We start from the raw sequence: 23,167 nt of genomic DNA on the forward strand, positions 1-23,167 counted from the left end.
TTAATGAAAGTCGATTTGAGTCCTGACTTTAAAGAAAAATATCGTAATTTAATGGGGGAGCGTGCTGACAAGCTATTTGACGCTATTCAACAAGACAGCCAAGAAGCTTTCCGACTTAATCCTCTTAAGCCTAACTTTAAAAATGTTTCTTATTCTCTAGAGCAACCAATTGAATACAGTAATATTGGTTATTTTGGTGAAATAAATGGTAATTCAATTGATCATTTATCTGGCTATGTCTATAGTCAAGAGCCAAGTGCTATGTATGTGACAGAGATCCTTGATCCGCAAGAAAACGAAAAAATTCTGGATCTCTGTGCGGCTCCTGGTAGTAAAACTACTTATATTGCTTCAAAAATGGCCTCTAAGGGCCTTTTAGTAAGTAATGAGATAAACACTAAGCGTGCTAAAGTACTGTCTTCTAACATTGAAAGAATGGGAATATCCAATACGGTTGTTACTAACAATTCACCTAAGGATTTTGAAAAGAAGTTTGGACAATTTTTTGACAAGATTTTAGTGGATGCACCTTGTTCAGGTGAAGGGATGTTCCGTAAAGATCCTGAATCGGTTAAGTATTGGTCTTTAGACTACGTAGAGCAATGTGCTAATCGCCAGCAACATATCCTCGATTCAGCGTATAAGTTATTAAATAATGGTGGTTCACTAGTGTATTCAACTTGTACCTTCTCACCAGAGGAAAATGAACAAAACGTTGACTGGTTCTTGAAGAAATATCCTGACATGCATTTGGTAGATGTTAAGAAGTATTCTAGCATGGAAGACGCTAAACCAGAGTGGGGTAATGACAATCCTGAATTGTCCAAAGCCTTAAGAATGTTCCCTGATCAATTTAACGGTGAAGGACATTTCATGTGCAAGATGATTAAAGATGGTGAAGTTGAAGAACCTAAAGAGCGCCAAATCAGCAACAATTTGAAAAAAGATGATATCAAGTTTGTTCAAAAATTTGCTAAAATTAATTTAACCACTTTGACTGAAAATAACTGGTTACACATCAGTGATTTCTTATATCAGGCTGCTAGTTTAGATAGTCGTTTCAAAGGATTACATATCTTGAGAAACGGTTTAAAACTGGGAGAATTCAAAAAAAATAGGTTTGAGCCCGATATCGCTTGGATATTGGCACTCAAACCTGAGATGTTAAAAACTGTTTTTGAATTAGATGATGATCAATTTGAAAAATATCTTCATGGTGAATCAATCATTTTGAAAGAACATCCAAATTTTGATAATAAATGGATCGGTTTATCCTATCAAGGTAAGCTTTTCAGTTGGGGACGTTATAGTAATTTCCAAATAAAAAACGTCTATCCTAAAGGATTAAGACGGTAAAATAATGTTACGTTGTTTAGCGTAATTTACTAAGCTTCCATCAAAGATGATGGGAGCTTTTTTAATATCTGCAATTGATTTAGCACCAATAGCAGCCATGATTAATTGCAACTGTTTAATGAATTCATCAAAAAAGATTTCCGTTTCACTTAAAGAATACTTTTGTAAGTGATGCAAAACTAATCCTGACATTCCAACGGCACTGGCACCCATACGAATAGCTTTAATAACATCCATTGGTGTTCTAATACCACCAGAAGCGAAGATGGTCATTTTATTTTGGTAGGGAATGGATTCCAAAAGTGACTCGACAGTTGAAAGTGAAAATCTATCTAGATAAGTCAGATCCAATTCATGATTACGAGTACTTTCAATTTGAGCAAAATCAGTTCCACCAAAGCCTGAAATATCAACGTATTTGACACCAACTTTGTAAAGGTCGGCTAGATTATCTTTTGACATTCCAAAGCCGACTTCTTTAACGATTACAGGTACATTGACTGAGGCAACGATTTGTTTGATATTATCCAACCACATAAATTCTTTATCACCTTCAGGCATTGCTAATTCCTGTAAGGCATTTAAATGAACTTGTAAGGCATTGGCTTTTATCAAATCGATAGCCGTTTGAGCTTGTTGAGCGTTAGCTTTAGCAGAAACATTAGCAATTACGAATCCATCCGGATTATTATCTCGTAGAACGGAAAATGAATCCCTAGTTTCCTCGGGCAAACGAAGATAGACTCCCATTGAACCGCTAGAAACAGGAATATTCAATTTGTGAGCCAATTGAGATAGTTCAGTATTAAATCTGGTCGATTGTTTAGATCCACCAGTGATTGCGTTGAAGTATATAGGTAAAGCCATTTTCCGATTTATAAATTGAGTTGAAAGATCAATCTGTTTCAAGTTCAATTCAGGTAAAGCGTTATGTAATAATCTAACGCCATCAAAATCAGCAAATGACTCGTCTGTGAAGTATTTTTCAGCTAAGAAAAGATGTTCAACTTTACGTTGAATTTGGGCATCTTGTTTAGGCATGAGCAATTATTTCTCCGATTTTTAAAGTAAGAGGAGTGATTCCAACTTTTTGCCACTCTTTTTTCAATTCAGCAACATTTAAGTTCTTATCACTTAAGACAATTCCACAATCGCCACCACCGGCACCGGAAGTTTTAGCAGAACCACCAAGTTTTTCAGCAATATCGCAAAGACTGGTTAGTAGGTCAGTTTCAATATGAACGTCACTGAATTCAGCCAAATCATCTAACAAAGAACGATACTTGCTAAACATTTTCTTGATCAAAGCTGAATCATTGTTCTTAAAGCCTTTGATCAATTGTTCAACATTTTTACGGCTTTCCTGTAAGAAATGTTGATATTTTTTAACTTTTTGGGCTTTAGTCAAAGCGATACGATCAACTAAGATAGAGGTTGAAGCTGGAGAGCCAGTCCAACCAACGGTTAATTCAAGGTCTTTAGGTAATTCTAAACTTTGAATCTTTAGTTGGGGCCAATCTAAAGATAAGATTTCAGTAATGCTATGATTGCGAATCATGTTAAAAATCCAATTTCGGTCTGGGGAGTAGTAGGCTACAATACCACCAAAGGCGCTAGCAGCAATATCACCTAGACTTCCATTTCCTTGAACGGATAAGTGTGAAATAGCAGCAATTTTGTAAATATCCATCGCTAACAGATCTAAATGATAAAAGTCGCCTAAAGTTTTAACTACGGCAACAGTTACGGCTGCCGATGAGCCTAAACCATATTTTTTACCATCTTGGGAATCAAGTTCACTTGTAACTAGTAAGTCGTAATAGCTTAGTTTTTTGCCACGTTCTAGGGCGTACTTTTCGATGAACTTAATAGCTGCCAGAATGTACTGTAATTGACTTTCGGAGTCATCAAAGACTAGTTCAGTTCCTTGACGGTTCCAGTGAATGAGTTCCTTATTTAAGTTTTTTGACTGGATAGTTCCACCATTTTGAGTTTTATTAACTGTAACAGTAACGTACTTATTTACTGATGTAAGAACTGCGGGGAATCCTGTTTCAACAACAGCATATTCTCCAGCCAAATATAATTTTCCAGGTGCTTTTCCTGTAGACAAAATATCATACCTTTCAATTTATATCAGATGTATTGGATGCCACTACCAATATTAGCAACAACGCAAGATACATTGGATAATTGTTCCTCAATGTATTTTTGAACCTTAGTAATCGATTCATTAGTACATATAATTTTAACATTCGGACCGGCATCAATTGTAGCATATGCGAGGATGCCTTTTTGACGTAATTCTTGAATTATTTGAAAAATTCGAATCGTCTCTGGTTCGAAATATGTAAATGAAGGATTAGCTGAAAGCGTTAAAGCATGCATGCTCATAGCGTTGTGTTCGGCAATTTCTCCAATCCTTTGGATATCTTTTTTGGCAATTGCTTGCTTAATTTCTTTTATCTCTGAAGCCACTAGTGTAACCCAATTTGGATAAAAAGGGGAGGTTTTCACGCTATTTTCCATCCCTACGGTAGAAGAAATCTTTTTACTACCCTTATTAATAACCACAGATAATAACGTTAAATCAATTTGAGGATTCTCGTCAATAGGTGTAGCAAAAGAAGTTTCATTACTGTCTCCAGCAATCCACTCAACAAAGCCACCATAGATTGAACGACTAGCAGAACCAGAGCCATTACGAGCTAAAATTGAAAGTTCTCTTTTATTTAAATTTAATTGTTTTGTTTCATTGATAGCAGCCGCTAAAGCCGCAAAACCTGAAGCTGAAGACGCAAAACCAGCTGAGGTAGGAACATGATTAACTGTGTCCACGATGAAATGATCATCAAAGCTATAGAATTGACGAACCGTATCTAAATATTTAAGAATACGTTTATTCTGAGTTTCATCTAACAATTTATGATTCAAATAGACCGTATCGTGATCATTATCAGCTATTGTCAATTTGGTATCAGTATAAAAACGATCCAGTGTTAATGAAAGACTATTGGTACATGGTAATTTCAAAGTTTGATTTTTTTTACCCCAATATTTGATTAAAGCAATATTTGTAAAAGCACGTGCTGTTCTAACCAATGTCTTCGTCCTCCGCATAAATTGATAATGGTTGAATCCAAGTTTGTTCAGCTCCAGATTTGATCAATGCTTTTTGAATCATCTGAGCATTCTTCAGATTTCTAGCTAAACAGATAATACAACCGCCACGGCCGCCACCAGTGATTTTGCTACCTAAAGCTCCGGCATGATTGGCAGCCTCAATTAGCCTGTCCGTTTTGGGAATAGCTAGGTTCAATTTAGTTAAGGCTTCATTGGCTAAAGTAAAGACTAAACCTAGTTTTTTGAGATTACCTTTAATAAGGTAATCACTAGCTTGAGTGGCATAGTCACCTAATTGTTGTAGGTAAGCTCCAATTTTCTTAGGATCTTGATCGTACATCTTCCTGACGTCAGCAACGGTTTCTTTAGTACGGCCTTTAACACCTGAATCTGCAATGACGATGAAACCCTCAGAATTAAAATTAAAGTGTTCAGGTTCCACATCTTTACCAAATTTAATTGGATCGTCTGAACTGACTGTTAAAGCATCCAGACCACTAGCCTTACCATGGGTAACAGTTTCTGATTTATTTACGTAATCTAATAATAGATTATGATCTAAATCTTTTTTGAAAAAATCGAAAAAGGCACGTGTAATTGCGGCCGCAATCGCAGCTGAAGAACCCATACCACGTTCAATTGGTAATCCACTATCAATGTTGATCGTATAATTTAAATGTTCCTTGTTCAACTCAGAGTCTAATAAGTTGATTAAATACTTTACGCCTGACAATGAGTCAGGGATTTTATCTATTTTTCCTGCATAGTACTTTGAAATTAAAGAATTTTCTTTACTTTGCTGCATTTTGACGATCACGGGGGTACTCAACAAAGGGATTGCAAAAGCAGGGTAGCCATAAACTACCGCATGTTCTCCCATTATGATTGTTTTCCCATGACTTTTTCCTATTCCTTTAAGCACATGCTCACCTCAATTTCTCTAAGTCTTTATTTTATACATCTATTGATGTGATTTCCACTTTCAAACGACCAACTATGATAGAATTTTTTCGGGTGATGAATAATGACATTAAATTTCGTACTAGGTAAAAACCAATTTGATCATCATAAGAAGATGATGGAGTTGTTCCAAGAGGATTATACCAAGGATCCGACGGGACAATTCTTCTTTTTAGTACCAAATCATATAAAATTCGAATCAGAAGTCAATATTCTGAAGTATTTTCAAAAAGACAATGATTCTTTAATTGCAACTAACAATGTCCAAACTTTTTCGTTTTCACGATTAGCTTGGTATTTTTTACGTGACAGTAGTGATTATAATTTAGAAACCTTAACACAAACTAAATCAGCTATGTTATTGAAGAATATCGTTCAAGAACATAAGTCAGAATTAAAAATATTTGCCGGGATGATCGATAAGCCAGGATTCATTGATCAGATGATTTCCCAATTTGATGAATTCATGAATGGGCAGGTCCAACCAGATGATATTGATTTAGCCTTAAATTCGGAACAACAGGGTATTTTTGTTGATAAAATCAAAGAATTGAATTTGATGTATGGAGCTTATTTAGAACAGATTCAAAACTACAACACAAATGACTTTCAACTTAATTCACTAGCTGATTTTCTAAATACCAAGCTAGGAACATCCCATTACTATTTCTATATCGAAGGTTTCTCATCTTTTACAGCGACGGAATCCAATTTGGTAAAATCAATGCTAATCAACAGCGGTAGTTTAAACATTTCATTGGTATTAGATCAACCGGTTTTTGATTCTACCGATGAATCTGACTTCTTCTTCCGTCCAGCTGCAACTTATCAACAACTTCATGACATGGCTAAACAAAATCGTATTGTAACCAGAAATTACTTTGCTGATGAAAAAAGAATCAGTCCCGATTTGAGCAAATTAGAGGACTACTGGATTGAATCTAACATTGGTGGGATCAAGAAGAGTGGTCTAGATAGTCAAAATTCCGTTCAAATTTGGAAATGTACTGATAAACAAACTGAGGTTTCAGCTATTAGTACCTACATCCGTCAATTAGTAGCTACTCAAGATTATCGTTATAAGGATTTTCTAATTGTCGCACGTGATTTATCCGAATATGCTTCATTTATTGAATCATTTATGGAAAATAACCAAGTGCCATATTTCATTGATTTACAAAAGAAAATGGCCAATCATCCTTTTAAACGTTTGATTGATTTGCTATTTGCTATCGTTAATCGTGGTTTACAAGTGGACGACGTAATTAGCTTATTGCGAACTGAATTGCTAATACCCGAAGCTTTTAGAGATAAACTACAAGTTTTTCGTCAGGCTGTCGATTTAACCGAAAACTATGCTTTAACCAATGGAACGACCAAACGTGGTTGGATGGGACCGAGCTTTAAGCCAGATGTCCAGTTGGACCCTGTAGTTGATAAAATTAAGATATCCGAATATCAATTGATCAATCAAATCAAAGAATTCGTAAAGAATATTTACAGTCAGCTAGAGAAGTTTTTGAAGAAAGCTCATTCCTCACTTGATAGTGTTAGTTTTCTGTACAATTTTTTAGAACAGAATCATGTTTTTGATACATTATTATTGTGGCAAAAACAAGCAACTGAACAAAAGAATCTAACCCTAGCTAATCAACCGGAACAAATTGTCAGCTTATTTAATCAAATTTTAGACGAATACGTTTCAGTTTTTGGTGAACGTGAATTTGATTCGAAAGACTTTATTGAAATTTTGGATGCGGCCTTTGAAAACGCCACTTATTCACAAATTCCTTCAACTTTGGATGCTGTCAGTATCTCAGAAATCGGAATGATCCAGCCTAATAATCGAAAAATAACGTTTATTTTGGGTTCGACAACTAATAACATGCCTGGAACAACGGTTTCTAATGATATTGTAACTGATGACGAACGACTATTCCTCAACGGCGAACTAACCGATGGAAAATACTTGAATGAACCAGACGAAGTGATGAATAACTCTGAACCATTTTTGCATGACATTACTTTTACGACTGGCTCTCAACGTTTGATCTTCACATATCCTAATTTTACTGAGGATAACAAACAACAAGACTTATCCAGTTATGTAGTTCGAATTAAAAATCATTTCCGTTTGATTGAACAATTAGTACTACTGAATCCATCAAGTGATGATCAGTCTGAAAATGAAGTTATCCGTTATTTAGGTTCTAAAGCTTCCAGTCTAAATTACTTAATTCGTGTTTCACGTTCTGCATTAGACAACAAAACTGATTTACCAGATGCTTGGAAATATGTCCGTGGCGTCTTATTAAATGAAGAACCAGAAACTTCAGAATTTGCCTTAAGTTCATTGAATTATCAAAACATTCCACAAAGTTTGAGTCTGGATACGGTCGAAGCTCTATATGGTAAAAATATCAATGTCTCCATTTCTCAATTAGAGACTTTTTACATGAACGAATATGAGTACTTCTTAAAGTATGGTTTGAGATTAAAACCTAGACGGCTATTTGAAATTACGCCAGCACAGACAGGGTCAATTTTCCATGCAGTCTTGGACAGCTTAGTTAAGTATTTACATCAAGAGCAGGGAAGATCATTACGTGATATGTCTGACGGAGATATTCAGAACTTGGTAACTGATCTGTTTGCTGCCCAAATTGACTTACCAGAAAATAGAATATTTAACTCCTCTGCCCGCATGCAGTATATTGCTGACAAGTTGAAAACCACTTTGATTCAATTAGTTAAGAATATGAAATTACAATTCTTACGTAACAGTTCTGAGCCTGAAAAGTCAGAAGTTACTTTTGGTCGTATCAACAATAAACAAGATCTACCAGGTCTTTCTTATCAGATCCCAGGAGGCCATTTAGTTAACGTTCGTGGAAAAATTGATCGCATTGATGAAATGGTTTTGGATGACATCACTTACTTAACGATTATTGATTACAAGTCAGGTAATAAAAGCTTTGATTTTTCACAGTTCCTAGATGGTATTACGATGCAGATGCCAACTTATATTCAAAGTGTTCTGAATAATCTTCATCTCTTAACAGACCGTAAAAACGCTAAAGTGGGTGGAGCTTTATACGAACATATTCAAAATCCGTTGATTACCTTGGATCGTTCTTTGATCAATACTAAGTCATTAGACGATTCTGCGGATATTCAAGATAGTGATATTCAGAATAAAATCTTTAAGCAATTCCAGCTAAATGGTCTATTGGTCAATGATGAGGAATTGTTGGCTAATATCGATACTCAGGCTCTTACTAAGCAGGGTAAAGTTGCTAAAACTTCACCAGTTGTAAAAAAGGGAAGTAACAATGTTATTTCTCAAGAAGATCTATTCAGAATTCTAAACTATAACGATCATCTGATTCGTCAAGCAGGAGAAAAAATATACTCTGGTAAATTGAATTTGAATCCTTATCGCTACGGACAAATGACTGGTTTGCAATATAGCGATTATCGACCTATTTTTGAATTTGATGCAATGTTGCCAGAAAATGAATACCACGACGTTATCAATTACAATAAAGAAAACGTTATTAAAGAGATACAAAATATTTTAGAGGATGGTGAAGAGGATGCCTAAATGGACCGATGATCAAGAAAAAGCCATTTATCATCGTGGACACGATATTCTAGTTTCAGCAGCGGCTGGTTCAGGTAAGACGACTATTTTGATTGAACGAATTGTTGAAATGTTAAAAGACGGCGAAAACATTGATAATCTTTTAGTAGCTACTTTTACTGATGCAGCGGCTTTAGAAATGAAAGAACGTCTTCTAAAACGAATCAAAGAACTTGTGAATGATAAAAGTTTGGACGTAGAAACTCACAAACATCTTCAAAAACAAATTTTCCGAGTTCCCATTGCTAATATCAGTACTCTGCACGCCTTCTGTTTAAGTATTATCAAAAAGTTTTATTACGTTATTGACTTAGATCCTAATTTTCGCTTATTGAGTGATACAACTGAACAGTCAATCATGAAAGAACAAGCATATGATAATTTGCGAAATAAGTATTATGACAAGGATGACCCCGACTTTATTAAGCTAACTGACAACTTTACTGATGACCGCAGTGATGATGGTTTGAAGGATGTTGTTTTCAAATTATATGATTTTGCGATTACTAATGCTGAAACACAACAATGGTTGGACAATTTGATTGCTACGTATCAGTTTACTGACAGCTTTTCTGAATCAAATTTTTACAAAAAAGATGTTATTCCTCAACTTAAACAACGTTTAGAACAATTAATCGAATTAACTAATCAGGGAATTGATCTAGCAAATGAAGATGAATTGGTTAATAAATCACTCTTTGAAACTTTCAACGTAGCTAAGAAAGATTTTGAATCCTTGGAAAATGAAGTAGGAGTAAAAACGTATTCCGATATCAGAACTGAATTAATTGGTTTCAAATTAAAAACAGCCAAACGACTTTCCAAGGATGACAAAGAGGGGAATGACCTTGCTCTTTTAGAGAAATCTAAAAAGTTACGTGATCAATTAAAGCGACAATTGGATAAATTATTTAATGATTTCTTTGTGCAGTCGGAAGCGGGTGTTCAGGAATCATTAGTACAGTCACAAACTATTATTGCCAAATTGGTAGAAGTTGAACGTGGGTTTATCAAAGAGTACGGTCGTTTAAAGAATAATAGTCATACTTTGGACTTCAATGATTTGGAACATATGGCTGTAAGAATTTTACAAACCCCGGTTGATGAACATATGGTGGCACTTGATTACTATCAAACTAAATTTCATGAATTGATGATTGATGAGTATCAGGATGTTAACGCCATGCAAGAAAAAATTATCCAACTCTTATCAAATGATGATAATCACCTCTTCATGGTAGGGGATATTAAGCAATCAATTTACGGTTTCAGACAAGCGGCACCATATATTTTTGCTCAAAAGTATGAAGATTTTCAAAGATCGGATAATCCTAGTGAATTGATTCAATTGTCTAAAAATTTCCGTTCGGCTAAATCAGTTGACGATTTTGTTAATCAAATTTTTAAACGAATTTTTGATAAAAAAATTGGTGATATTGATTATGATGACAAATCTAAACTGATTCCCGGAACTAACTTCCCAGATATAGTTGATAGTGAAAATGAGTTCAATTTACTAGTAAATAATGATGATGAAGATACTGAAAAACGTCAGTTATTGATTGAAAATGCAGCCAAACGGATTCAGGTCTTAATTAAAAATCAGTATCAAATTTATGATGGCAAAAAAGATGAAATGAGAACTATCAAATATTCTGACATTGCCATTCTTTCTCGAACTAAGGAAAACAATACTGATCTGATCTCTTATTTTGCTAAAGCCGATATTCCTATTATGGTTACTGATGCTCAGAATTATTTTCAAACAACAGAACTACAGATCATGATGTCGATGTTAAACATTATTGATAATCCTTATCAGGATATTCCACTAGTAGCTGTGTTACGCTCACCAATTGTGGGCTTGAATGAAGAAGAGTTAGCTGAGATTCGTCTCGTGGATAAACAAGAATTCTACTTTACAGCTTTAAATGAATACTTGCACGCTGAAACGTCAAAAGAAAATATCAATAATAAAGTTCAAGCTTTCTTGTTACAATTGGAAAATTATCGCGATTTTGCCAACAAAAATTCCATTGCCCGTTTGATTTGGAAAATTTATCAAGAAACAGGTCTCCTAGAATACGTTTCAGGGATGCCTGGTGGTAAACAACGTGCTGCCAACTTACATGCCCTTTATCAACGAGCTAATGCTTATGAAGAAACTAACTACAAAGGCTTGCATCAATTTATTAATTTTATTCAACGGATGCAGGACCTTGATAAAGACTTGTCACAACCTAATAGCATCGAAGCAACGGATGATACTGTTAAAGTCATGACGGTTCACGCCTCTAAAGGATTGGAATTTCCAATCGTAATTTACTTAGATATGGCTAAACAGTTTAATAAGCTTGATTTTCAAGGTCAAACAGTTTTTGATACTGACCAGGGAATTGGTATCACGCTAATTAATAGTCAAAATCGTTTGAAATATAGTACTATTCAACACAGTGTTATCAGTAATCGACGTAAAGTTGCCACGACTTCGGAAGAGATGCGCTTGTTATATGTGGCTTTGACACGTGCAAAGCAAAAACTAATCATGTTTGGTTTTACCAAAAAAGTTGAGGATACAATCAATACTTGGGATGAAGTTAGTCCTAAAACCGGTGTTATTAATGAAGCCATTCGTCTAAAGGCTAATAATTTTCAGGACTTAGTTGGTATTAGTACCTTGTCAGATGAAGATCGGGAAACAGTCTCTGATAAACTATATTTAAATAAACATTGTAACTTGCGTTTGAATCTGGTTTATCCGGAAGTTAAAGATGATTTGGCTTCTAAAATTATTATTCCTAAGAAGATTCCCGTAGAACCATCGGATCTATTTAAGAAAACTGTCAAACAACTGCTTGATTTTAATTATCGCTATCAAGAATCAGTTGATACGACAGCTTATCAGTCAGTCTCGGAAATTAAAGGTTTGTTTGCGGATCCGGACGATGAGAATATGGCTGAAGACCTGCTGGAAGATAAATCTCGTTATAATTTAGGTTCATTTGCAAAGCCACAGTTCTTAACAAAGACTAAAAAAGTGACCGCTGCTGAAGTAGGTAGTGCTACTCATTTAGTTTTACAAAAGATCAAATTAGATAAAACACCCGAAATTGCTGATTTTCAAGATTTAATTCAACAAATGGTCAATGAAAAACTACTAACAGATGAATTGGCTGAAAAAATTGACTGTCAGAGCTTAGCTAATTTTTATCAAAGCAATTTAGGACAAGTAATTATCGAACATCATAATGATGTCAGTCGGGAATTTCCCTGTTCAATTCTAATGCCAGCACAAAAATTGTTTAAAAACTCTTCAAAAGACTATTCTATTAACGATAAAATATTAGTTCATGGTATTATTGATGGAGTAATTGAATTAGATCATGGAATAATTATTTTTGACTATAAGACTGATCATGTAACTGATCAAAACTTTGAAGAATTAGTCTCTAAATATTCCGGACAAGTCAATTTATACGCAGAAGCTATTTCTGTGATTAAGAACAAACCCGTCGTGGGTAAATATCTTTACTTCTTGAAGATCAGTAAAGCTATTGATTTACAAGAAAAATGAAGATGAGAGGTGAATGATTTGAAAAATTCTTACGCTGTTGTTGATTTAGAAACAACCAATTCTAATTGGCATGACAACGGGCGTATAATTCAATTCGGCTGTGCCCTTATCGAAAACGGTGAAATAACACATATCTATGATCAAAAAATCAATCCTAAAGTGCCGATTCCAGGTCGAATCACGGCTTTAACGGGGTTGAGCGATGATGATGTTAAGGATTCACCAACATTTGAAGAAGTTGCACCTGATATCTTTAAACTTTTAAAAAATCGAGTTTTTATTGCACATAATGTGAATTTTGATTTGACCTTTTTAAATCGAGAACTTAAACGTATCGGAATGAACCAACTCAATGTCAAAGCTATCGATACTGTTGAATTATCGCAAATACTTTTTCCAACCATTAGTAGTTACAAACTACAAGATTTAACGCATTATTTGAGCATTACACATAAGAATCCACATAGTGCCAACAGTGATGCACATGTTACTGCCGAATTGTTTTTGATTATTCTAAAACGAATTCAGCAATTGCCAATTCCGACTTTACAAATGCTAGCTAAATTTGGTAAGAATACTATCCGTGAAACTAATTTGGTTTTCAAAACTATTTTGGAAGAGCGAGAGAAGAATTCACGTTCTTCAGTCTTACCAGCTTATTTGTATGAGAAGAATGGCTTGATTTTACGTAAAAAAGACTTTCATGTTAGTGAAAAGATTGATCACACAACTAAATATCCGCAAACTCGTGAAGCAAAGAAAGAGTTGTTGGATGGAATTTTGGACTATCGTGTTAATCAATCCAAGTTGATGGATAACATTTATCATACGAGCCAACACCGTGATAAGGTCAAAAAATGGAATCTGATTGAAGCACCAACTGGTGCAGGTAAGACATTGGGTTATCTTTTGCCATTATCTTATTTGGTTAATATTGATCAAAAGTTGGTTATTGCGACAACAACAAAGGTTTTGCAACAACAGATCGTGGAGCAATCGATTCCTTTGCTTAATCAAGTTACTAACAATGAGTATCACGCCGAAATAGTCAAAAGTAGTTATAATTTTATTGATTTGGATCGTTTCTATGAGGCTTTGGATAATTACCGTTTGCATAGTCATACGGCTATTTTGAAGATGAAAATTATCGTTTGGCTCACAATGACAACGACTGGTGATTTGAGTGAACTACACCTGACTAATTACAACAGTCCCTTGTTCAGTATTATTCGTCATCGTGGTGAGTCTAAAGAAAATACGATCTTTAGTAATGATGATTTCTGGCTTTACCAGCAAAATCGTTATTTAGAATCAAAGATTTTAGTTACTAATCAAGCCTTTTTGGCCCGTCATTTGGACAGTCAATATTGGGGTAAGAATTCCTATTTAGTTATTGATGAGGCCAATCACTTTGCTGGGAGTCTGCGTAGCGCCAGTTCACCAACAATTGATTTTCTTAAATTGAACGAATACGTTAAGAAAATAAGTGATATTCTTTATCAGAATCGTGTAACTTTACGTTATGCCTTTACTGAAGTAACGACGCAGTTGTGGAATTACCAAGATTTGCAAGGAATGGAAACTCATTTTCAAGCAATCGACGAATTAATGGAACGTTTGGAATATAATATTTTTGGAACTTATGTTCAAAATAAAGTTAAATTCAAAGATCGTGAAGATTTCGTTTCAATTTTGGATAGTAACCACAAGTTTGGTCGAAACAATCCTAAATTATTTGAATTATTGTCCGATTTGATTGTTGAACTGTCACTCGTTTCTAATCGTGTCGAGACTTTATTTGATCAATATAACTTCCAAAAGAATTTTATTTCGGTCGAACTTTCTAAAGTTATCTCGAATCTAACGATTGAAAATAACAAGTTACGCGACGTTATTTTGAATTTGGATGACTTACTACAGGCTATTCAAGAAAAGGATACTAAATTCGGTGTTCAAATTGATATGCGTGATTATTATGAAGTTAATACACTTAAAATTAGTTGGCGTCAATTTGATATTCAAGGCCTGATCGAGGAAACTACAGAACGATTCAGTCAGATTTTTGCTATTGGAGCCGCGATTACAATTCAAAAGGATTTTTCACATTTCATTTTGGATACACAATTGAATCAAAACCAGATTAATCAAATGGTGATCTTACCTGATTCCAATAGTATTTCAAAGAATAGTAAAATTTATTTACCATCTAGTTTGCCAGATATTCAGTCTCTAAATAGTGAAGAATATTATGCAATGGTGACAAAATACATTGTTGATATTTTGGATAATTTAGATCATCAAACAATGATTCTTTTTAATTCGCTAAACACTTTAAGTAATGTTTACGATCGACTGATGGAAACAGATGTCAAAGAAAAGTGGGAAATCTTAGCTCAGGGAGTCACGGGCTCAAATGAGAAGATAAAGAAACGCTTTGCAATTGGTCGTCGCTCAGTCTTACTTGGTGCCAATTCATTCTGGGAAGGAGTCGATTTTCCCAAGAAAATGTTAGAGATTTTGATTGTTACAAGAATTCCATTTGAATCACCTGAACAACCAGATGTGAAAATTAAACAGGATATCTTGAAAGAACAAAATCTCAATGTCTTTAAGGTTGATTCCTTGCCTAATGCTATTCTGCAGTTACGACAAGGTTTAGGACGTTTAGTTAGAACACCAAGTGATCGCGGTGTTATTTTACTATTAGATAATCGCATTTTAACTAAGAGTTACGGTAAAACAATTTTAGATTCTTTACCAAAGGGTCTACCAGTTGTTAATGAAGATATGGATACGATTAAAAAAGATATAAATGAGTTTTTGAATTAGCCAAAAGATTGCTATACTATTCTGGTAACTGAGAAAAGGAAGAACTTATGAATAGAAGTACAAAAGTTTTATTGACCATATCTTTGATCGCACTTGCTATTGTGTCAGTACTAACATATTTGAATCTTTCATTTGCACCATTTTCAAGTGCAAAATCACAAGCTAACGATATTGCAAAAGAAAAAGCGGGAATCGTTCAGCCGGATTATTTCGGTAACTATACCCGCAAAAAACAATATTACGCAGTTGGTGGTTTAACCAAAGGTCAAAAATATCGTTATATTATTATCAACGCAAAAAGCGGTAAAACAGAAATAGTCAACAAGAATACAGCACCCGTACGTCAAACTGTTATTGATGATGTAGCTCAACGTTATGGCGCCAAAAAGATTTTGCATATCAATTTGGGACTATACAAGAAAAAGCCAACTTGGGAAGTAGCTTTCCAAAAGAAAAATGGCAGTATCGGCTATAATTTGGTCGATTTCCGTACTGGCAAAAGTATTCAAATAATAAATAATATTTAAATCAAATAAAAAAAGTCGAGATAACATGTTCTCAGGCTTTTTTTGTTAATTGGAGTAATTAAGTATGGAAGATGAATTATTTAATGAATTCGTGGAAAGCGGCAGTACTAGTATCAATAATTTAGTTCTGCAAAACTATCATAATTTGGGCATGACTGAAAAGGATCTAATTGTTTATCTAGCTCTATCCATGTACGCTCAAAAGGGTGTCACTTTTCCAATGGCAAAAGATTTGGCTAAAGATACTGGTATGGATGAGGCCAGTATTTATACTATTATTCAGGGTTTGATTAAATTGGGAGTAATTGAGTTAAAAACAATTATGGATCATCATCAACAGCGAGATATTTATTCATTAACACCAATTTATCATCGTATTAAGAATTTACTGCAACAAGAACAAGAGTCTAATCAACAGAATCGTTTGATGTCGGAAACTGAAGAACTGTTTAGAAAAATTGAAGTCGAATTTGGCCGTCCTTTATCACCAATCGAACAAGAACAGATTCATCAATGGATCGATGATGATCATTACAGTGTTGAATTGATTGATCTGGCTTTACGTGAGGCCGTGCTGAATCAGGCTTATTCATTAAAATATATGGATCGGATCCTTATTAGTTGGGAAAAGAGTAATATAAAGACAGCAGAACAATTACAAGACCGTCGAAAGAAGTTGGGATATTAATGTTAAAAGATGAACAGATAGTTTGGGCTATTCGTCAAATGGAGGACGATATTGGACCCGTCGGACCATCATTAGATTCAAGAACACCATTTCAATATTTAATTTCGGTAATTTTGAGTGCTCAGGCAACGGATGTCTCAGTTAATAAAGTCACACCAATTTTGTTTGCCAAATATCCAGAGCCTAAAGATTTGATGAATGCCAATGTGGAAGACGTCGAAGAGATTATTAAAAGTGTTGGCTTATTCCATAACAAAGCTAGAAATATTATCAAAACAGCTGGCGTCGTTCATACAGAATTGAATGATATTGTACCTGAAACTAGAAAGGGAATTATGGAGCTTCCTGGTGCTGGTAGAAAAACCGCCAATGTGGTTTTAAGTGATGTCTTTCAACAACCAACATTTGCTGTAGATACACATGTTTCGGCTATTTCTAAGCGACTACATTTTGTTGATGAGAAAGCTAATCCATTGCAAGTTGAGAAGAAGATTGTCAGTGTCATGCCTCCTGAAGAGCTACATCAGGCACATCATACAATGATTGAATACGGCCGCAAGTATTCTATGAAACTCGACCCAGCTAAAGAGACCAATCAATTGATTATCAAATGCGATGAGTTGAATGCTGAAAATGAAAAAGATTAATTGGATAAAGTAACATCAGAAAAAATTCTGATGTTACTTTATTTTTTTACAGCGATATACTTATTAGTATCTTGAAAACGTATACAAAAGGAAAATTATTATGACAAAAACAATCATGTTGGCTTGTGCAGGCGGAATGTCTACCTCATTACTTGTTACAAAAATGAGGAAGGCCGCGAAAAAAAGAAATATTGATGTTTATATTTTTGCTACTGCCAGCGCGGCTATTCCTGAAGAGGCCCAAAAACACAATCCAGCAATAATCTTATTAGGCCCACAGATAAGCTTTCAATACGATAATATAGTGAATGAAGTTAATATCCCAGTAGATGTAATCGATATGAAAGATTATGGGATGATGAATGGGGAGAAGGTTCTTTCTTTTGCGTTATCTAAAATAAATTAGTATCCATAATAAAATCAAATTGGTTGTATGATGGCAGCAAGTAGAAACGATTTTATTGGGTATTTGAAAAATAATTATCAACATATGTATTGAATTAAAATGAATAAGACATTCAAATAGAATGCCTTATTTTTTGTATCATTATTATTTTTACAAAATGTAAAATCAAGCACGACATCCTGAGAACTTCAATTCATATAATCGCAAAATATGAGAATAATTGGACAAGATAGCACACTGAATGTAAGCGATTTATGATGTATTCTGTAATCGTTAATTGAGATGATCATCTCCTACAAACCATACGATAGAGGTATTTCTATGCAAACTAAATTTTTATGGGGTGGTGCCATTTCCGCCGGACAAACCGAGGGAAATAGCAATCACGCAAAATCGAAATTATCCAATTTTGACATGTTACCTATGGATAAACGAAGACTTCAACTTGTTTATAGGGATGACGATAATAATATTTTTAATACATATAACAACGATCATCATCCCAGTGATTTGGGAATAGATTTTTATCATACGTACATTCAAGACATTAAATTGCTACATGATTTAGGAATTAATGCATTTAGATTTTCAATTTCCTGGACTAGACTTTTTCCAACTGGTGAAGAGACAACTCCTAATCGTGATGGAATGAATTTTTATAGAGGAATCTTTAGGGAACTTAAAAAATACAATATGGAACCAATCGTAACTTTAAGTCATTTTGAAATCCCACTAAATTTAGTAACTAAATATGGTGGTTGGTCTAACAGAAAAGTAATTGATTTATTCTTACACTACACCAATAGTGTTATGACAGAATTTTCTGAATATGTGGATTATTGGATCCCATTTAATGAATTGAATATGATTTTGCATATTCCGTTTATTGGAGGTGGATTGATCTTTACTAAAGAAGACAACATTTTGCAAAAAGAATATCAAGCTGCACATTATCAATTATTGGCCAATTCCTTAGTAATTAAGCAGGGACGTAAGATTAACCGAGAATTTAAGTTTGGTTGTATGATAGCGGCGGGCAGAACATATCCATATTCACCCAACCCTGAAGATGTCTGGGCAGCTAATTTAAGCGATAGAAAAGCATTATTATTCTCAGATGTACAAGTAAGGGGAAACTATCCTAGTTATTTTAATAATCTCTGCAAACAAAATAATTTAACATTGGATATAACCAGTGATGACTTGCAGTTACTAAAGAATAATACAGTAGACTTCGTTTCGTTCAGTTATTATTCAAGTGCTTGCTCTGCTGCTGATGGAGACAGGTTGGAACATACAGCAACTAATGGCTTTGAAACGGTTAAAAATCCTTATCTTTCGAATGAAGATGGTGTATGGCAGATTGATCCACTTGGATTAAGAATTACTTTAAATCAACTTTACGAAAGGTATGAAAAGCCGGTATTTATTGTCGAAAATGGATTAGGAACCACTAAAGATAGAGTAACTAATGGTAAGATTCATGATCCTTATAGAATTAAATATCTTGAACAACATTTTTCAGAGATGAGAAAAGCAGTTGAAGAAGACGGCATCCCACTAATCGGCTACCTAATGTGGGGAGTAATTGATTTGGTAAGTGTTAGTGAAGGAAAAATGTCTAAGAGGTATGGAGTTATCTATGTGGACTTGGATGACTTTGAAAATGGAACAAATAAGCGTATTAAAAAAGATAGTTTCTTTTGGTTTAAGAATTATTTATCACTAAATAGTTTAGGGGAGAATAATAATGAAAAAAGATTATCAAAAATTAGCCATTGATATTGTTTCAGGAGTTGGTGGTAAGCAGAATATTAACTCTTTAGTTCATTGTGCTACCAGATTAAGATTTGATTTAAAAGATGATAATAAGCCCGATAAAGAGCAACTCGAAAGTTTAAATGGAGTTGTTACGGTTGTTAGGACTGCTAATCAGTATCAAGTTGTAATAGGTAATGAAGTAAGCCACGTTTTTGATGAAATTATTAAATTGGGTGTAATTAATGGTGATTCTGATACAGTTGAATCATCTAATATTCAACCCAATGATCCTAAGAAAAAAGAAGGTATATTTAATCAGATCATTGATGCAATCACAGCTTGTATGACACCAATGATTCCAGCCTTAACTGCTGCTGGTATGATCAAAGTTATCCTATCTTTGGCAACTACTTTCAACTGGATGAGTTCTAACGCACCAACTTATAAAGTTCTTGATATCATGGGCGACTCAGCTTTCTACTTTATGCCCATTTTATTAGCAATTAATGCTTCAAAACGATTCAAGGTTAATACTTCTTTAGCTGTTATTGTTGCTGGGATTTTATTACATCCTAATTTCACAGCGTGGGTATCATCTGGTAAACCAATTTCATTCTTATCAATTCCAATTGCACCTGATACTTATGCTGCAACAGTAATTCCTGCACTACTTATGGTTTGGGTCATGGGCTTCATTGAAAAAGGCGTAGATCATATAACTCCTAGTTCCTTGAAAATCATTTTAAATCCTACTCTAATCCTTTTGATTAGTGCTCCAATCGCATTAATCATTGTAGGACCATTAGGTTCATTTGCTGGTGCAGGATTAGCTTGGGTCATCAATATGCTTCAGGGACGTTTGGGCTTCATTATGGTTACTTTATTAGCTGCTGGTATGCCTTTCATTGTTATGACAGGTATGCATCACGCACTGACACCAATTTTTCTATCAACATTTGCTTCAACAGGACATGAATCATTAATTTTAGTAGCACAAGTTTGTTCCAACTTAGCACAAGGTGCGGCTGCATTAGCCTTTGGAATTAGAGCTAAGAAGCCTAGTCAAAAGTCATTGGCCACATCTTCAGGAATTTCAGCAATTATGGGAATTACCGAACCGGCTATGTATGGTATTAATCTTAAATATAAGAAACCAATGATTGGTGCTGTAATTGGTGCTGGAGTCGCTGGACTGTATGGCGGTATTATGGGCGTTACATTATATGTTCCTCAAAATAGTTTTATGGCCATTCTCGGATTAAATGGTGCCAAAGGTCTAACCAATGTTGTAAATGGTGTGATAATGATGGCCTTATCATTATCTGTTTCTTTCATTGCTAGCCTAATTCTATCCAAAGGTTCTAAAGAAGTCGTAGAAAAGAAAAAAGCCACTAATACTAATGAGCCTAAAACTGAAGTGACTTTAAATAGCGTTTCATCAATTAATTAATAATAAAAAAGAGAGGGAACGGTATCTTTACCGACCTCTCTTTGGTTTGGAGAATAGTAAAATGATTAAATTATCAAAAATGCTTAGGTTAGATGATTTAAAATCGACTCAACCAGAATACTTAGAATCTATTTTTTCTATTGCCAACGGACACCTAGGGATACGAGCCAGTGATCCAATTAGTCCTTCTGATAATGCAGGAACAATTGTTAATGGATTTTATGAAGAATCAAATATCATTTATGGTGAGAAAGCTTACGGATATGCTGAGAAGAATCAAACTATAGTTAAGCTACCTGATTTGCGACAGATAGAAATTTATGATGAAAATGATGACAAATTTATACACACACAGTTGCAGGATATGAAATTGGATATGGCCCAAGGAATATTACACTCAACTTATAAAATTTCTAATGCCAAAAATGAATTTATTAACTTAGAGCTAACTGGTGTTGTCAATCAAGAAAAAAGTCAGTTTATAGGTTTACGTTATAAGATTTCCAGTGATGACTATAAGGGGAAAATTAGACTTGTGCAGGATATGAAGTTTGGTGAGACGGCACAAGATAGTGATGATCCTCGAAAATCCAGAGAAATTACAACCTTGCAGTACGATAATGTTCTGACTTCACAGAATCAAAATGTACTGCGAATAACTACTGAGAATAGTCAATTGTTTATTGAAATGGGCTTAACTACAGACAAGAATTTAAAGCAGACATTTTCTTTAGCGAATACCCCAATAACATTTGATGTAATTGCGGCTGTTGGTAATATCAATCAAGAAATTTCTCTAGATAATGTGCCTACTTTTGAAGAAATAGAACTTGAATCAAAACATTTTTGGAAAAATTTCTGGAATCAAAGCGAAGTTAAGATTGATGGGGATGATCAGCTAGATCAAGCTATTCATTTTAATCTTTACCAATTAGAGTCGTCTGCTGGTAGGGATGGTAAAACTAATATTTCTGCCAAAGGCCTTTCAGGTGTCGGTTATGAAGGGCATTACTTCTGGGACACTGAAATGTATATGTCTCCATTCTTTGCTTACACAAATCCCAAAATTGCAGCTGACTTGATTGCATATCGATATAATATTTTGCCCGAAGCTAAAAAACGTGCCCGTACACTAGGCGTAAAAGATGGTGCTTTGTTCACTTGGAGAACTATCAACGGAAAAGAAGCCAGTGCTTATTATCCCGCAAGTACCGCTCAATATCATATTGATGCTGACATTGCATATTCCATTTACCGTTATTACAACGTCACTAATGATGATCAGTTAATTAAGAAATACGGATTAGAAATTGTTTTGGAAACAGCTAGATTCTGGACCAATTTTGGTAGCTTCACTAAAATTGATGGTCAACAAAAATTCTGCTTTTTCGATGTGACAGGGCCAGATGAATATTCAGCTATCGTTAATAATAATTATTATACAAACCGCATGGCTAAATTCAATTTGACTTTTGCTATTGAATTGATTGAAAAGTTCCCTGAAAAAGCACAGCAATTGGGTGTTAGTGAAGATGAGATAAAAGAATTCACAACAATCCGTGATGCTATTCTTTTACCATTTGATAAAGAAAAAGGCATTAACGAACAGGATGATTCGTATTTCAAGAAACCCATTTGGCCGTTTGAACAAACGCCGAAGGAAAGCTATCCTTTATTGCTACATTATCATCCTCTGACGATTTACAGATACCAGGTCGATAAACAGGCAGATACTTTGTTTGCTGATTTCTTATTCGATGATATTTCTAAGGATCAGTTAGTTAAAGAGTTTGATTACTATGAAAATATTACAACACATGATTCGTCACTCTCACGTTCAATTTTTAGTGCTTTAGCGGCCAGATTAGGTTTAAAGGATAAGGCTTACTCATACTTCATTGCTACAGCTAAAACTGATTTAATCGATCTTCAGGGTAATACTAATGATGGCTTACATATTGCCAATCTAGGTGGTAGCTGGGTTGCTATCGTTTCAGGCTTTGGTGGTATCCAGATTAAAGATGGTTTGCTCTATATACAAAATAATCTGCCTAAACTTTGGAACAAATTAACAATTCGAATTCAGTATCAAGGCCGATTGTTAAATATTGAATATACTCAAAACAATACTAAAGTAACTATTATTTCAGGAGATCCTATTAATATTGTAGTCAATGGTGTTAAATCTACTGTAGAGAAGTAA

The 23,167-nt window shown here is 34.5% G+C and carries 15 protein-coding genes; 11 read left to right on the plus strand and 4 right to left on the minus strand.

Going from position 1 to position 23,167, the window contains the following annotated elements; genetic code table 11:
- Nucleotides 1-3: 3 nt before the first annotated feature.
- On the plus strand, nucleotides 4-1,356 hold the full coding sequence (locus tag FC97_RS07645; RefSeq protein WP_054642163.1) for an RsmF rRNA methyltransferase first C-terminal domain-containing protein: 1,353 nt from the start codon (nucleotides 4-6) through the stop codon (nucleotides 1,354-1,356).
- Here the strand turns inward: FC97_RS07645 and fni are convergent.
- From fni to mvk, 4 genes are read right to left on the minus strand one after another with little or no spacing between them, the layout of a single operon-like run.
- Nucleotides 1,345-2,397: a type 2 isopentenyl-diphosphate Delta-isomerase gene (gene fni, locus FC97_RS07650; RefSeq protein ID WP_054642164.1), complete on the minus strand. Its 1,053-nt coding sequence runs from the start codon at nucleotides 2,395-2,397 to the stop codon at nucleotides 1,345-1,347. The two genes, FC97_RS07645 and fni, sit on opposite strands and share 12 nt — an antisense overlap.
- Nucleotides 2,390-3,469, minus strand: a complete 1,080-nt coding sequence (locus FC97_RS07655; RefSeq protein ID WP_054642165.1) for a phosphomevalonate kinase — start codon at nucleotides 3,467-3,469, stop codon at nucleotides 2,390-2,392. The genes fni and FC97_RS07655 overlap by 8 nt, the downstream gene beginning before the upstream one ends.
- A gap of 23 nt (nucleotides 3,470-3,492) precedes the next feature.
- A complete protein-coding gene (gene mvaD / locus FC97_RS07660; RefSeq protein ID WP_054642166.1) occupies nucleotides 3,493-4,458 on the minus strand; it encodes a diphosphomevalonate decarboxylase in 966 nt (321 codons plus the stop codon).
- Nucleotides 4,451-5,401: a mevalonate kinase gene (gene mvk, locus FC97_RS07665; protein WP_087882315.1), complete on the minus strand. Its 951-nt coding sequence runs from the start codon at nucleotides 5,399-5,401 to the stop codon at nucleotides 4,451-4,453. Before mvk ends, mvaD begins: the two co-directional genes overlap by 8 nt.
- Nucleotides 5,402-5,503: 102 nt before the next feature.
- On the opposite strand from mvk, the gene FC97_RS07670 reads away from it, so the two are divergent.
- The 10 genes from FC97_RS07670 (at nucleotide 5,504) to FC97_RS07715 (ending at nucleotide 23,167) form a co-directional block, all read left to right on the plus strand.
- Nucleotides 5,504-9,043 carry a PD-(D/E)XK nuclease family protein gene (locus FC97_RS07670; protein WP_054642167.1) on the plus strand — a complete coding sequence of 1,180 codons (3,540 nt, stop codon included), beginning with the start codon at nucleotides 5,504-5,506 and terminating at the stop codon, nucleotides 9,041-9,043.
- A complete protein-coding gene (gene addA / locus FC97_RS07675) occupies nucleotides 9,036-12,656 on the plus strand; it encodes a helicase-exonuclease AddAB subunit AddA (protein WP_056968028.1) in 3,621 nt (1,206 codons plus the stop codon). The genes FC97_RS07670 and addA overlap by 8 nt, the downstream gene beginning before the upstream one ends.
- Nucleotides 12,657-12,665: 9 nt before the next feature.
- Entirely contained in the window at nucleotides 12,666-15,485 is a 2,820-nt protein-coding gene (locus FC97_RS07680; protein ID WP_235628557.1) for a helicase C-terminal domain-containing protein, read from the plus strand.
- 47 nt (nucleotides 15,486-15,532) lie between these two features.
- On the plus strand, nucleotides 15,533-16,012 hold the full coding sequence (locus FC97_RS07685; RefSeq protein ID WP_054642171.1) for a hypothetical protein: 480 nt from the start codon (nucleotides 15,533-15,535) through the stop codon (nucleotides 16,010-16,012).
- A gap of 64 nt (nucleotides 16,013-16,076) precedes the next feature.
- Complete coding sequence (locus tag FC97_RS07690) at nucleotides 16,077-16,700, plus strand: DnaD domain protein (RefSeq protein ID WP_054642172.1); 624 nt, start codon at nucleotides 16,077-16,079, stop codon at nucleotides 16,698-16,700.
- Nucleotides 16,700-17,347 carry an endonuclease III domain-containing protein gene (locus tag FC97_RS07695; protein WP_054642173.1) on the plus strand — a complete coding sequence of 216 codons (648 nt, stop codon included), beginning with the start codon at nucleotides 16,700-16,702 and terminating at the stop codon, nucleotides 17,345-17,347. Before FC97_RS07690 ends, FC97_RS07695 begins: the two co-directional genes overlap by 1 nt.
- Before the next feature lie 97 nt (nucleotides 17,348-17,444).
- A complete protein-coding gene (locus FC97_RS07700; protein WP_162257586.1) occupies nucleotides 17,445-17,753 on the plus strand; it encodes a PTS sugar transporter subunit IIB in 309 nt (102 codons plus the stop codon).
- Nucleotides 17,754-18,074: 321 nt separating this feature from the next.
- A complete protein-coding gene (locus FC97_RS07705) occupies nucleotides 18,075-19,535 on the plus strand; it encodes a family 1 glycosylhydrolase (protein WP_056968034.1) in 1,461 nt (486 codons plus the stop codon).
- The gene (locus tag FC97_RS07710) at nucleotides 19,504-20,964 is read left to right on the plus strand and encodes a PTS transporter subunit EIIC (protein WP_056968036.1); all 1,461 of its coding nucleotides are present in this window, start codon (nucleotides 19,504-19,506) and stop codon (nucleotides 20,962-20,964) included. Before FC97_RS07705 ends, FC97_RS07710 begins: the two co-directional genes overlap by 32 nt.
- A gap of 61 nt (nucleotides 20,965-21,025) precedes the next feature.
- A complete protein-coding gene (locus tag FC97_RS07715) occupies nucleotides 21,026-23,167 on the plus strand; it encodes a glycoside hydrolase family 65 protein (RefSeq protein ID WP_082604735.1) in 2,142 nt (713 codons plus the stop codon).

Source organism: Companilactobacillus kimchii DSM 13961 = JCM 10707 (assembly GCF_001435445.1).
In the GTDB taxonomy this organism is placed as follows: Bacteria; Bacillota; Bacilli; order Lactobacillales; family Lactobacillaceae; genus Companilactobacillus; species Companilactobacillus kimchii.